Genomic DNA, 12,921 nt, shown 5'->3' with positions numbered 1-12,921 from the left:
AAACAGTCGGGATGAACTGTGCCTCGCAATCATTGTTACTGCTAATCGTCATTGCGAGGAGGAACGACGTGGCAATCTTTTAAAGGCTATTCACCTTTTTTCTCTCTATATTTTTTATACAGTTTCACGGCAATCATAATTACGGCAGAGAAAATAACTAACCCAATGAGGCCATATACCCAATCAATTGCACTTTTAAGGATTACCGTAAATACGATAGCAACCAGTAAAATCGTCGCTACTTCATTCCACAATCGCAATTGGTTAGAAGACCAACTAAAGTTCCCTTTACGCAATTGCTTCATCACTCGCTGACAAATAAAATGATAAGCCAATAAAGCAATCACAAAACCTAGTTTTACGTGCATCCAAGGTTGGTACAGCCATCCAGGAACGATATAAATCATCAAAGCACCAGCTACAACAGTAAGCACCATGGCTGGCGTAGTAATGATACTCCATAACCTAGCGGTGATTTTAGCATACTCCTTCTGTAGAATGCTCTTTTCTGGCTCGGCCTTACTATTTGCTTCTGTATGATAAATAAATAAGCGTACGCCGTAAAATAAACCCGCCATCCAACTTACCACAAAAATAATGTGTACTGCTAAAATATATCTGTAATATGCTTCCATTAATTATTTATCTTTTTCAGAATATAGGTATCAATCCAAGCGGGAACCGTTAAATTCTTAAATTCTGCTGTACCGCTCTTTATGGTTCCTACAAATTGATGTCTCTGTCCTGAATTATCCCAAAGATAAGTTTCATTAACTTTTTTTATCATAGCTAACAGTAAATCCATTGTCAAGAAATATCGCTGCTCAATTTTAGCGTCGTCCACAAAGTGACCTCCTTTTACCACTCTATCCTTCACCCTTTCCAAATTCATTTTTGGTGTCTCTGTACCAATAAAATACAAATAAACCTTATATCCATTGCGATGCGCAAAATCAATAAGATCTAATTTTGAAGGATGAGAGAAAACTGTCTCAAAAGAATATGATTGTTTATTCTCAATTAGTGCTGTTCTTATAAAATCAGCAAGGATAGCAAAATGATAGGAATTATAAACGGTATGTGTGTCTTCGTAGTGTCCAACTAATACATTTTCTCTAACAAACAACCCCCAAGTTTGAGTATTAAAACCAGCTTTAAGATAAAGACCGCTTGACGAACAAAAATCATCAAACTCTTGGACATTCACTTCTAAATTAAACTCTGAAAAATTGATAAATTTTGTCTTTTTAAATTGTTCTTCGAGTAAATCTGCATTGATGAACAATTGTGTAGAGAAATAAACCGATTTGATAGATTCAAACAAAGTTGTTTTCCCTGATCCGTTAGGACCAGCAAAAATTCTCAGTTTTGGGCTAGAAGGCATTAGAAAAGTTTAATTTTCTTGCTCGAAATACGTTTCCTTCTAAAATCACCAACAGCCACTCTTACCATATTACCATTATTGAAGGTACGATAAACGCCATCAGACTTCACTTCAGTTCTACCCAAATTCAAAGCGTCAACTACTCGAAGGATATCGTCCATTTTCTTATGAACCAATTTCACGATTTCCGTTAACGGCAACTTATCCTCGTCCTTTAGTGATTTAACTGTCATCTGTTCTAGCTGTTAATAACCAAATATACTCAAATTCTATCTCCATCCAAAGTGGACTTTAGGAGATTTAGGGGTTTAATATCTAAACTCTTTAACTACTTCGATAGCATATTTTACATTATCGAAAGGAATATCTGGCATGATACCATGACCTAAGTTGAAAATAAATCCATTTTCGCCACGCATGCGCTCAAATAATTTATGAATTTGAGCTTTGATTACCGGTTGATCTGCGTATAAAATATGAGGATCTAAGTTTCCTTGCACTGCAATTCCCTCTGGTAATGATTTCTTGATATTCAACAAGTCTGCATTCCAATCAATAGAAACTACATCTGGCTTTGCTTCTACCATAATTGGCGCAAAAACAGAACTTCCTTTACAGAAAGAAATTACAGGAATGTTTGTCCTGTTTAAACCAGCGATAATTTGTTGGTTATACTGATGAGAGAACTCTTGATAATCGTTCCAAGATAAAGCCAAAGCCCAACTATCAAACAACTGCAAAGCATTCACGCCAGCTTCAATCTGTAGGTTCAAATAATCGGTAGTTACCTTCGCTATTTTAGCTAATAATTTGTGTGCTAATTCTGGACGGTTGTGAATCAAAAGCTTGGTTAATTTGAAGTCTTTCGAAGAACCACCTTCTACCAAATAGCTCATTACGGTAAACGGTGCCCCAGCAAAACCAATTAACGGAATGCTGCCATTTAAGCGTTGTTGTATTACTTTAATCGCATCAGCAACGTATTGTAATTTATCTAAGCAATCCGTAGCTAAAGCGTCAATATCAGCTTCATTACGTACCGGATTAGCGAATTTAGGACCAACACCTTGAGTAAAGCTTAAATCTCCACCCATTGCTTCACCAGTTACCAATATATCAGAGAACAAAATCGCCGCATCAATACCTAACAAATCTACCGGCAACATGGTTACATCAGCAGCAATTTCTGGGGTTTTGCACATTTCTAAAAAAGAGTACTTGTTTTTGATTTCCCAGTATTGTGGCATAAAACGACCGGCTTGTCTCATCATCCATACCGGTGGTCTTTCTGTTTGTTTTGAAAATGCTGCGTCTAAAAATAAATTATTGTCCATGTTTCTTAATTTGCCAGTTTCTTGGCCTCTTTCTCTATGTTTGTTATAATTTCTAATGCTCTCGATGATGTGGCCAATTCCTTAGCTTTTTCTACATAAGCCAATGCTCTAGCGCCATCTTTTTTTCGAAGCGCTAAGTTAGCCAAATGAATTAATACGTAGGCCTTATCATTTTTTCCTCCCAAAGGGAAACGACTAGCAATTTGGAAATGATGCTCTGCCGCATCATGTTCATTTCGTTTTAGTGCGATGTTAGCTCTCATGAACTCATAAAACCCACGTCTGCCTTTCGCCAATCTGTCGGGATTATCAACTTCGTTCAAAAACTTCTCTGCCTTGTCGTAATCTGAATTCTTGAAATGCTTTGAAGCCAATAGCACAGAACTATGCTTAAAATGACTCCATAGTATAAAGCAGAAAAGCAGGCCCGAAATTGCGGCCAGCTGATACTGATAGTTATAAATACTTACCAATGCTGAAAAGACGAAAATCGCCATCAGCACATATCTACCTAACTTATTATACATTAATGGATGTCCGTAAATTTATAACCTACTCCTCTAATTGAGTGGAAATAAACTGGATTTTTTTGGTCTGGTTCAAAATACTTACGGAAAGTAAGAATAAAGTTATCAATTGTTCTCGTAGATGGATAAACGTCGTAATTCCAAACAGTTTCTAAGATTTGCTCACGCGAAACAGCTTCGTTTTTACGCTCAATCAACAATTTCAACAACATAGTTTCCTTTTTAGTCAAAGGAACAATCACGCCATCATCTTGTTTTAGCTCAAAAGAGTTGAAATAAATCGTTTTCTCACCAATTTTGTAAGAATTCAATTCTTTCAAATCATCAGATTTCAGACTGCGTTTCACTAAAATACCAACACGTAAAATCAGCTCTTCAAGGTTGAAAGGTTTCACCAAATAATCATCAGCTCCTTTTTTCAATCCCATTACTCTGTCTTCGCTAGTATTTTTAGCGGTTAAGAACAAAATAGGCACTTCTGTATTCTCTAAACGAATAGTTTCACACACTTGGAAACCATCCATTTCTGGTAACATTACATCTAAAATCACTAAGTTGAAACGTTCTTCCTTAAATACTTTTAGTGCTGTTTTTCCGTCTTTAACGGCGTGAACTTTATAACCTTCTAATTCAAGGTTTAATTTGATGGCATCTAACAAATGATCTTCGTCTTCAACCAATAATACTCTTAATTTTTGTGACATATCTAATTAAATGTTACTTCAAAAATTGCACCGTGAGGTACGTTATCTTTAACGCTAATATCGGCGTCGTGGTTTTGTAATACTTCCTTAACAATAAATAAGCCAAGTCCAGTACCTTTACTTTTACGCACATTTTCATCGCCCACACGGTAAAATTTATCAAAAATATGCATCTTTTCTGCATCAGGAATGCCCAATCCTTTGTCCGAAACCACTAATTTAGGCTTTCCGTCATTTTGGCACAGTTCAACTGTAATTTCGGCACACGGCCCCGAGTATTTCACTGCATTTTCTACCAAGTTAGTCACTACCGAAGATAGTGCAAATTGGTCGCCTTCAACCTCAATATTATCTTCAATTTTTGTAGAAATGATTTGCTCGCAACCACAAGAATGAACCTGCAACCTGTCTGAAATTCGGGTAACTAATTCTGAAAAATTAAATTTCTCTTTAGGAAAAGAGTAAGTTCTACTTTCGATTTTAGTAGCCAACAACATATTTTCCACCAAATCATCCAAACGTTCCACGTCTTTCAGCGAATTTCTTATTAAAGTTGTTCTTTGTTCCTTGTCCAATTCTCTACGTACAATCGTCTGTAAAGAAAGTTTTATCGCCGCTAAAGGTGACTTTAACTCGTGAGTAATCGACATTAAAAAGTTCTGTTGGTTCTCTTTTAAACGACCTTCCTTTTTAATAGAAGCATGGATAAAGTACGCCCCAATGCCCAAAAGAAACAAGAAAACTGCACCTTCGCCCATGATCATTGGCATACGGCTCGCATCAATTTTCACCACCAATGCACCCCAGCTAATCAGCTGCCCTAAGGCGTAGAACAGTAAAACGTAAAATATGATAATGGATTTTTTCATATCGCCTATCCCGTGTGTACGAGACCTTTAAATTTAATTATTATTTTTTGAAAAGCAGTTTCCTGTAATGCTTCGGTTATTTCAGTCCCGCTTTTCGCTTTACTTCGCTATGCTAACGCTCTCGCTTCGTATCCGCTTCAATCGGGTTTGGTGAACAACCCCTCTCTGTCCTTTGGACATCTCTCCCCTAAAAGGGACGAGAATTATAAAATTATCGTCACTGCGAACTTTGCGAAGCTTTTATCTTCTTGTCAAACCTTGCAGGTTTTTAAAACCTGTAAGGTTTCGGTACTAAACAGAACTAACGCTTTGAGATTGCTTCGTACCTCGCAATGACGAACTTGTTAAGCAAGTACTTCCAAAGTCCCTTTAGGGGATTTAGGGGTACACAACTTCCAAAGCTTCAAATATCGCTTGCTTTGCTTTATCCAATTCTACATCTGTATGCGCCGCACTTACAAAACCGACCTCATAACCAGATGGACCAAAATAAATACCTCTGTTCAACAACTCACGGTGCATGATCTTGAATTTATCCATACTTGCAGGATCAATAGCTTCGGCAGTTTTAATGTCTTTAGTTGTAAACGCGAACCAAAAGATCGAACCTACAGTAAAGATCTTCAACTCGTAACCTTTAACAGCAATATGAGCTTTCAAATCATTCACAAAAACCTGTGCTTTAACATTTAATTCCTCGTAAAAACCTTCGCTGCTTAAAATAGTCAACGTTGCAATTCCAGCTGCCATTGCCACTGGGTTACCAGACAAGGTACCCGCTTGGTAAACGCCGCCATCAGGAGAAATGTGCGCCATAATCTCATTAGAAGCGCCATACATTCCCACTGGCAAACCACCACCAATAATTTTTCCGTAGGTAACGATATCAGGCTTGATGCCATAATGAGCCGCAGCACCTTCTAAACCTACCCTAAAGCCAGTAATTACTTCATCAAAAATTAATAAAGCACCATTAGCCGTACAAGTCTCACTTAAAAATTCTACGTAATCCTTATCTTGAATTAATAAGCCATTATTAGCTGGAATACCTTCAATAATTACCGCAGCAACATCATCTTTAAACTGAGCAAAAGCTTCGGTAATGGCTTGTTTATCGTTTAAAGCAATCACGATAGTTTCATCAGCAAATGCTTTTGGCACACCCGCCGAAGAAGTTTTTCCGAAAGTTACCAAGCCAGAACCTGCTTTCACTAGAAGTGAATCGCTATGGCCGTGGTAACAACCTTCGAACTTGATGATTTTATTTCTACCCGTGTAACCTCTAGCCAAACGAATAGCCGACATTACCGCCTCAGTTCCAGAACTGGTGAAACGAATTTTCTCTACAAAACGATTGTTCTTGATGATCAGCTCTGCCAACTCATTCTCTAAAGCTGTTGGTGCACCAAAGCTCATTCCGTCTTGCATAACCTCAGTTACTTTCTCTCTGATCTTAGCATTGTTATGTCCTAAAATTAAAGGTCCCCAACTCGCACAAAAATCAATGAATTGATTACCATCCGCATCCCAAATATAGGGTCCATCACCTTTTTGAATAAACAATGGTGTGCCATAAACCGATTTAAAAGCTCGTACGGGAGAGTTAACTCCACCAGGAAAATAAGTTTTCGATTTCTCGTATAGTTCTGCCGATTTGGCTCTTGATATGTCTTGCATTTGTTATTAGCTAAAAGCTGAAAGACTAAAGCTAAAAGCTGGAAACCTATGCGAGAACTAGCCCACTTTGGTCTTTTTGCTTTAAGCTTTCAGCTTAAATTAAATCCATTTATTCTCTACAATATCTCTAATGTGGTAAGTGGTGATGATACTAGCTCCTGCTCTGGCAAAGGCATACATCGTTTCCATTACTACTTTTTGTTCGTCTATCCAGCCTTTTTCTGCTGCTGCTTTAATCATCGAGTATTCTCCCGATACATTGTAAACGGCAATAGGCAATTTGGTATTTTGTTTCAGTTTTGCAATTACATCTAAGTAAGCCAAACCTGGTTTCACCATTAGTACGTCAGCACCTTCTGCTTCGTCCAACAAAGCTTCTCTTACTGCTTCGTTCGGATTACGGAAATCCATTTGATAAGCTTTTCTATCACCCTTACTTGGTGCGCAATCTGCAGCTTCTCTGAACGGACCATAATAAGCAGAAGCAAATTTAGTGGCATGGCTCATTACCGCTACGTTCTCAAAACCATTCCCATCTAACTTTTCACGAATTGCCGCTACCCTACCGTCCATCATGTCTGAAGGCGCTAACATATCTGCACCTGCCTCTGAATGATTTAAAGCCATTTTCGCGATCAACTCTACACTTAAATCGTTTTGAATATAATCGTTGTGCATGATACCACAGTGTCCGTGATTAGTGTAAGAACAAACACAAACATCGGTAACGATATACAAATCATCACCGAACTGCTTTTTCAGTTCTCTAACCGCCACTGGCACTAATGAATTAGTGTCATAAGCCGATTTTGCATCCGCACTTTTCTCATCACCTACACCAAACAGCATGATTTTATTAACACCTAAACTCAATCCTTTTTCTATGTCTTTCAATAAAGTATCTGTAGAAAAATGGCTTACCCCAGGCATGGCATCAATAGGATGAACAACATTTTTTCCTGGCACCACGAAATAGGGATAAACAAACATATCCTTAGATAATTTCGTTTCGGCAACCATTTCCCTTACAATGGGATTCTTTCTTAGCCTACGTGGTCTGTGCAACATGTTTCTAATTCAAAAGTTAAAAGTCAAAATAAAAAATCTCATTTAGAGATTGCTTCGTCGTTTCTCTCCGATAAATTCGGAGCAAGCTCTCGCAATGATGATTTAACGGTGTACAAAAATGCAAAGACAGAAACACTATTTTCTGATGTTTCTGTCATTTGTAAAGTCTTTACGTTGGGTTAACAATTTACAGGATTTATCCATCTACCCATATCAAAATGAAACAAATCCTAAATTTTATTAAAATATTTCAGCAGAACTATTATTTAAAAGTAATTGTCACTAAAAAATAATGAGGTATTTTAAAATGTTCGCCCAGCTTTTCTGGCATAATATCAGACTGCGCAACTTCGCAATACGAGCCAGAGCCATCTGCATGAATAGTAGGCGTGATAAGCGCAAATACTGCATTTTTCTGATCCAATACTAAACTCAACTCTTGCTTACTACCAAAAAAATCTTTTAAAGCGTATTTATCAGCATCGCCAGTTAACTTAAAGTACGATTTTTTACTTCCAAACTTCTTACCCCTAATGTAGGTTTTCAGTTGCCCGTTGCTCAGTTTAAAGAAAAATTTAAGCGATTCTTCATCTGTTCCTATTTTGAAATAATCTGTTTCAGTGCCATTAAACAGCACAGCGGTGTTTACCAGCTTACCACTTTTAAACTCTTCAATGCCAATCACATAAAACTTGCCTTTAAGTTTCTCGCTTTTGAAATTGAGCCTCTCCATATAGATATTCTCAAAATCTAACAAGTCTTGAATTTCGCTGTTTTCGCTACCATAATTACTGGTCATTTTAACAACGTCTTGCGCAAACGCAAAATTTGCTACCAATGCTAAAACGAAAAGTATCGCCTTTTTTATTCTCATTCCGTTTCTATGTAACACGCCTTACCTTAATTCGATACCGAAAACAGCTTCTGCCAAACCAATTTCATCTGGTGAATATGGTAAAGTATATTTCACGCCCATTTCATCGAATTTTTTACCTGTAGAATTACCGATAGCGATTACTTTTTGCTCTGGTTCTAACAAGTTATCTACAAAATAAGCATCTACATTGCTCGGACTGGTAAAAACCAACACATCAGCAGAAGTACCATCTACATTTTCTTCCATTACGGTTTCATAGATTGGTAAGTCGATTACTTTAGTTTCTGGAGTTAAGAATTTCTGCATCGTTAACAGCGAGTCTTGTGCACGAGGGAAAACTACAGTTTGTCCATCTGCTGCTTTGGCAAAATCTTCTGCCACTTCTTCAATTTCTCCACCTTCACCAACAAAATCTGCCAAATGACCGAACTTACGGAGCGAATCTTCAGAACCTCTTCCAACCACACCAAATTTTACTTTCTTAGGCAATACAGCGTTCAATTTGAAGAAATATTCTACGCCATTTCTGCTGCTGAAGAAAATCCAGTCAGCATTTTTAAGGAAGAAATCATCCAATACATTTACAATTGGAAAAGTGCGAATCAACGAACGACCATCAATTTCTATATTTTGTTTTGCTAGCGCTTTACGGAAATAACTGTTTTCGCCAATTTCTCTAGAGATGAAAACTTTAGCAGGCTTTTTTCTTTCTGTCGCAAATTTAGCCACAATTTGTTCTGCCAAGCCTTCTGTTGAAGTTGCTCTTAAGAATAATCGGTCAGGAAAATCATCAGCAGTTTCTGCTTTAGAAGTCCATATTTCAAACTCACCGTCTTCTTTTTTACAGAAACAACCTAGCGGCATGTGACAACCACCTTCAAAAAGGTTGAGTACTTTACGCTCTACTTCGATAGCTTCTACAACTGCAGGGTCATTTATTTTTTGAAGCTCCTTGAAAAGCTCCGTATCACTCTCTCTAATTTGGATGGCTAATGCTCCTTGTGCTGGCGCTGGCACAATCTCTGTCGGGTCAATCACTTCTACATGAAACTCGCTTAAATCTAAACCTAAACGATTTACACCTGCTCTTGCCAAAACAATCGCATCATAATCTTCGTCACGCAATTTTTGAATACGTGTAGGAACGTTTCCGCGTAAATCTTCAATATTTAAATCAGATCTTAATGCTAACAATTGTGCCTTACGACGATTAGAAGAAGTACCTACCATGGCTCCTTTTTTCAAAGAAAGTTTATGACTTACATCTACACAATCTTTTAAAATCAACAATAATTCGGCAGGATCTTCTCTTTCTGGTACAGCGGCAATAATTAATCCTGGAGGGTTGGTAGTTGGCAAATCTTTATGAGAGTGCACAGCAATATCAATAGTGCCATTCATCAACTCTTCTTCCAATTCTTTGGTAAAGAAACCCTTTCCTTCTAGTTTATCTAAACGAAGATTAAGGATTTTATCGCCCTGCGTTTTAATGATTTTAAGTTCTGCCTCAATGCCAATGCTGGCCAATCTGTCTTTGGTGTAGTTGGCTTGCCAAAGGGCTAGGTCACTACCGCGGGTTCCGATAATTACTTTCTTCACTATATATTAAGATTTTGCGCTAAAATAAGAAAATTTGATGATGTGAGGGTTTGAGAATGTGATAATTCGATGATTTGATAAGCAACTTATCATCGGACTGCAAAACTTTTAGAATTACGGACTATTAGCTATGCTTAACCAGAATATCTTTAGCCATCAACATTGGAACGCTGATGTATTTCTTCTCCATGTAGCTAATTACCTGCTCTAAAACAGCTTTCGCTTCATCATCAAGAGAATTAATTTCATCTGCGAATACAGTATTTACTGCCTTATCTTTAATCTCTTTGATTTTTTTAGGCACTTCGCTCATTGCTAGTTCTATGCGACGTTGACGCAATACAGCATCGAATTCTTTGATATTTTCTTCGATGATATGCTCTGCACTTACCAATTCGTCGTAACGCTCTTGGATATTTTTACGAGCAACCTCTTTCAAAGATTCTACTTCAATGTAGTGGATTGGAAAATTCTCTCTAACTTCTAAAGCCGTATCGTTTGGTACTGCCAAATCTACAATTACTTTTCTGCCTGTTTCGCCGTTAAGTAAGCTGATGTAAATTTCTTCAGTAATTACAGGCTCTGTTGCACCAGTACAAGTAATGATGACATCAAATCCTTCTTTGTAATTAGCTAATTCATCCAATGGAAAAGCTTTTCCGTTTAACTCTTTTGCTAAAGATTCTGCTTTTTCTATAGTTCTGTTAAACACAGAAAAGTTAGAGTATTTGTGCTTTTTTAGATATTGTGCAATATTATTGTTGGTTTCGCCTGCGCCAATAATTAACAGACGAGAATTACCACACATATTTAGTTCACGCAGTTTTCTGTAAGCCAGAGAAACTACCGAAACCGGATTTCTTGAAATATTGGTATGGGTATAAACTTCTTTCGCTGTTTTTACCACACGGTTCATGATCATACGCATGTAATCGCCAGTAAAACCAGCTACTTTACAAGCTTCGTAAGCTTTGCGTACTTGTGCTAAAATTTCTTTTTCGCCTACTACCAAACTCTCTAAAGAACAAGAAGTACGGAGTAAATGATTAAAAGCTTCAACCTGCTCGTAGGTAGAAACATTGGCTATAAATTTCTCCATGTATTCTTCTGGAAGCCCCATATCCAATACCTGTAGAAACCTAGAAATAAATGATTTGTCTAATTCTGAAGAAGAAGTGAAAATAAACTCGACCCTATTACAAGTGCCTACATAAAATATCTCTTTGATATTCAGCTCCGACTGGATATTACGCAACCTATCATCCAACGTTTGCTCACAGATAACCAATTTCCCCAATGCTTTCAGGTCAATGTGCTTATGTGTAAATGCAATAATCTTTAAATATTCCAAAATGGTTAGCCCTATTTATTTTAGCGCAACAAAAGTAACAAGGCAATTGGGCTTATCTGTCATTAAGCTGTAATTTAGGCTAATTTAGAACGGTTTTAAATTAATAAGCTTCAATTTATTAGCGCAAACCTGTCATCTGTAAAATCAAAAAATGCCTTTATTTTGTTGTACATTAGTTTTAACCTTAATTGATAGCTTGCAAACAATGATTATACACAACGAACAATTTTCACTAATAGGTGCTTCGGGCAAACCCATACACGGAGATTTAACTTACGATGAGAACAATACCAATACGCCACTCATCATTTTTATACACGGTTTCAAAGGTTTTAAAGATTGGGGCGCTCACCATTTAGCAGCTAGATATTTTGTGCAAAATGGGTATCGCTATTTGAAGTTCAATCTATCGCATAGTGGCGTAACCGGAGAAAAAACAAATGACGTTTCGGACATAGAGAGTTTTGCATCAAATACATTTAGTAAGGAATTACTGGATATTGATATCGTAATTAACCACGCCATTAAATTTCTTGGCGTAACTGGAGTTTATTTGATTGGGCATAGTCGTGGTGGTGGGTTAAGTATTTTACAAGCAGCTAACAACCCGTACATAAAAGGATTGATTACTTGGAGTTCTATTGCTGATTTTAGTAGTTTATGGAAAAAAGAACAAGAAAGCAATTGGAAGAAAGATGGTAAAATTGAAGTGGTTAATGCTCGCACCAAAGAGAAAATGCCGTTAAATGTTACCTTGTTAGAAGATTTTGAGGATAATAAAGCAAAATTAGATATCCTTTCTGCTGCAAAACGCATCAATATACCTTGGTTAATTGTGCAGGGCGATGATGATGTAAATGTGCCATTCGAAACTGCAGAAAAATTGGCTAACGCCAATGCTGCAAGCAGATTAGTGAAGATTGAAGGAGCAAATCATGTTTATGGAGCTGTACATCCTTTTCCGGGAGAAACCTTACCGCCACAATTATTTGAGGTTTGCGAAAAAAGTTTGAAGTTTTTAAATAGCATAACTGAATAAGCAAATGCACTTTTATCAATCCCAAACGAGTTTAAGAGCCCGCAGCCGTGGTTTTCATCTGGTAACTGACGAAATACTACAAGCCGTTCCTGAAATAAGAAACATCAAAACCGGAATGCTACAAGTATTCATTCAACATACTTCGGCTTCGTTAACTATTAATGAAAATGCTGATCCAACGGTGAGAATTGATTTTGAAACTTGGATGAACAAAGCTGTGCCAGAAGGTGACCCCGACTATGAACATGATTACGAAGGTGACGATGATATGCCAGCTCACATCAAATCTTCGCTGATGGGTGCTTCGGTATTAATTCCTATCACCAACGGAAAATTGAATTTAGGAACTTGGCAAGGCATTTACCTGTGCGAACACCGTAACCATGGCGGAAGTAGAAAGGTAGTAATTAGTGCTTGGGGAGCATAATGGAACAAAGAGTAAGGAACAAGGATTTTACAACTAAAACATTTTATAGCTCCAAATCATTGTTC

Annotated in this window: 14 protein-coding genes; 2 read left to right on the top strand and 12 right to left on the bottom strand. The window is 37.3% G+C overall.

Annotated features, from left to right (window positions below; translation table 11 throughout):
• Positions 1–86: 86 nt before the first annotated feature.
• From hemJ to hemA, 12 genes are all read right to left on the bottom strand, one after another.
• Positions 87–635, bottom strand: coding sequence for a protoporphyrinogen oxidase HemJ (hemJ, locus tag CRO54_RS15580; RefSeq protein WP_097132990.1), 549 nt, complete (start codon positions 633–635; stop codon positions 87–89).
• Positions 635–1,384: an ATPase gene (locus CRO54_RS15575; RefSeq protein WP_097132989.1), complete on the bottom strand. Its 750-nt coding sequence runs from the start codon at positions 1,382–1,384 to the stop codon at positions 635–637. Before CRO54_RS15575 ends, hemJ begins: the two co-directional genes overlap by 1 nt.
• Complete coding sequence (locus CRO54_RS15570; RefSeq protein ID WP_097132988.1) at positions 1,384–1,617, bottom strand: hypothetical protein; 234 nt, start codon at positions 1,615–1,617, stop codon at positions 1,384–1,386. The genes CRO54_RS15575 and CRO54_RS15570 overlap by 1 nt, the downstream gene beginning before the upstream one ends.
• 75 nt (positions 1,618–1,692) lie before the next feature.
• Positions 1,693–2,718 (bottom strand): uroporphyrinogen decarboxylase, encoded by a 1,026-nt coding sequence (hemE, locus tag CRO54_RS15565; protein WP_097132987.1) that lies wholly within the window; start codon positions 2,716–2,718, stop codon positions 1,693–1,695.
• 5 nt (positions 2,719–2,723) lie between these two features.
• Complete coding sequence (locus tag CRO54_RS15560; RefSeq protein ID WP_097132986.1) at positions 2,724–3,245, bottom strand: hypothetical protein; 522 nt, start codon at positions 3,243–3,245, stop codon at positions 2,724–2,726.
• Positions 3,245–3,949, bottom strand: a complete 705-nt coding sequence (locus CRO54_RS15555) for a response regulator transcription factor (RefSeq protein ID WP_097132985.1) — start codon at positions 3,947–3,949, stop codon at positions 3,245–3,247. Before CRO54_RS15555 ends, CRO54_RS15560 begins: the two co-directional genes overlap by 1 nt.
• A 2-nt stretch (positions 3,950–3,951) precedes the next feature.
• Entirely contained in the window at positions 3,952–4,818 is an 867-nt protein-coding gene (locus CRO54_RS15550; RefSeq protein WP_097132984.1) for a sensor histidine kinase, read from the bottom strand.
• A gap of 378 nt (positions 4,819–5,196) precedes the next feature.
• Positions 5,197–6,495 (bottom strand): glutamate-1-semialdehyde 2,1-aminomutase, encoded by a 1,299-nt coding sequence (gene hemL, locus CRO54_RS15545; protein ID WP_097132983.1) that lies wholly within the window; start codon positions 6,493–6,495, stop codon positions 5,197–5,199.
• 99 nt (positions 6,496–6,594) lie between these two features.
• On the bottom strand, positions 6,595–7,563 hold the full coding sequence (hemB, locus tag CRO54_RS15540; protein ID WP_097132982.1) for a porphobilinogen synthase: 969 nt from the start codon (positions 7,561–7,563) through the stop codon (positions 6,595–6,597).
• 262 nt (positions 7,564–7,825) lie between these two features.
• Positions 7,826–8,437 carry a hypothetical protein gene (locus CRO54_RS15535; RefSeq protein ID WP_097132981.1) on the bottom strand — a complete coding sequence of 204 codons (612 nt, stop codon included), beginning with the start codon at positions 8,435–8,437 and terminating at the stop codon, positions 7,826–7,828.
• 21 nt (positions 8,438–8,458) lie between these two features.
• Positions 8,459–10,039, bottom strand: a complete 1,581-nt coding sequence (gene hemC / locus CRO54_RS15530; RefSeq protein ID WP_171047926.1) for a hydroxymethylbilane synthase — start codon at positions 10,037–10,039, stop codon at positions 8,459–8,461.
• A gap of 124 nt (positions 10,040–10,163) precedes the next feature.
• A complete protein-coding gene (hemA, locus tag CRO54_RS15525) occupies positions 10,164–11,390 on the bottom strand; it encodes a glutamyl-tRNA reductase (RefSeq protein WP_097132979.1) in 1,227 nt (408 codons plus the stop codon).
• A 205-nt stretch (positions 11,391–11,595) separates the two neighbouring features.
• On the opposite strand from hemA, the gene CRO54_RS15520 reads away from it, so the two are divergent.
• Positions 11,596–12,429, top strand: coding sequence for an alpha/beta hydrolase family protein (locus CRO54_RS15520; RefSeq protein ID WP_097133114.1), 834 nt, complete (start codon positions 11,596–11,598; stop codon positions 12,427–12,429).
• A 4-nt stretch (positions 12,430–12,433) separates the two neighbouring features.
• Positions 12,434–12,856 carry a secondary thiamine-phosphate synthase enzyme YjbQ gene (locus tag CRO54_RS15515; protein WP_097132978.1) on the top strand — a complete coding sequence of 141 codons (423 nt, stop codon included), beginning with the start codon at positions 12,434–12,436 and terminating at the stop codon, positions 12,854–12,856.
• The last annotated feature ends 65 nt before the right edge of the window (positions 12,857–12,921 follow it).

The sequence above is a fragment of the Pedobacter xixiisoli genome, assembly GCF_900215335.1.
In the GTDB taxonomy this organism is placed as follows: Bacteria; Bacteroidota; Bacteroidia; order Sphingobacteriales; family Sphingobacteriaceae; genus Pedobacter; species Pedobacter xixiisoli.
This window is presented reverse-complemented; position numbering and strand designations above follow the sequence as displayed.

Coding starts and splice junctions, on each gene's coding strand:
- hemJ (WP_097132990.1), bottom strand. CDS start 635: ATGGAAGCATATTACAGATATATTTTAGCAGTACACATTATTTTTGTG.
- CRO54_RS15575 (WP_097132989.1), bottom strand. CDS start 1,384: ATGCCTTCTAGCCCAAAACTGAGAATTTTTGCTGGTCCTAACGGATCA.
- CRO54_RS15570 (WP_097132988.1), bottom strand. CDS start 1,617: ATGACAGTTAAATCACTAAAGGACGAGGATAAGTTGCCGTTAACGGAA.
- hemE (WP_097132987.1), bottom strand. CDS start 2,718: ATGGACAATAATTTATTTTTAGACGCAGCATTTTCAAAACAAACAGAA.
- CRO54_RS15560 (WP_097132986.1), bottom strand. CDS start 3,245: ATGTATAATAAGTTAGGTAGATATGTGCTGATGGCGATTTTCGTCTTT.
- CRO54_RS15555 (WP_097132985.1), bottom strand. CDS start 3,949: ATGTCACAAAAATTAAGAGTATTATTGGTTGAAGACGAAGATCATTTG.
- CRO54_RS15550 (WP_097132984.1), bottom strand. CDS start 4,818: ATGAAAAAATCCATTATCATATTTTACGTTTTACTGTTCTACGCCTTA.
- hemL (WP_097132983.1), bottom strand. CDS start 6,495: ATGCAAGACATATCAAGAGCCAAATCGGCAGAACTATACGAGAAATCG.
- hemB (WP_097132982.1), bottom strand. CDS start 7,563: ATGTTGCACAGACCACGTAGGCTAAGAAAGAATCCCATTGTAAGGGAA.
- CRO54_RS15535 (WP_097132981.1), bottom strand. CDS start 8,437: ATGAGAATAAAAAAGGCGATACTTTTCGTTTTAGCATTGGTAGCAAAT.
- CRO54_RS15520 (WP_097133114.1), top strand. CDS start 11,596: ATGATTATACACAACGAACAATTTTCACTAATAGGTGCTTCGGGCAAA.
- CRO54_RS15515 (WP_097132978.1), top strand. CDS start 12,434: ATGCACTTTTATCAATCCCAAACGAGTTTAAGAGCCCGCAGCCGTGGT.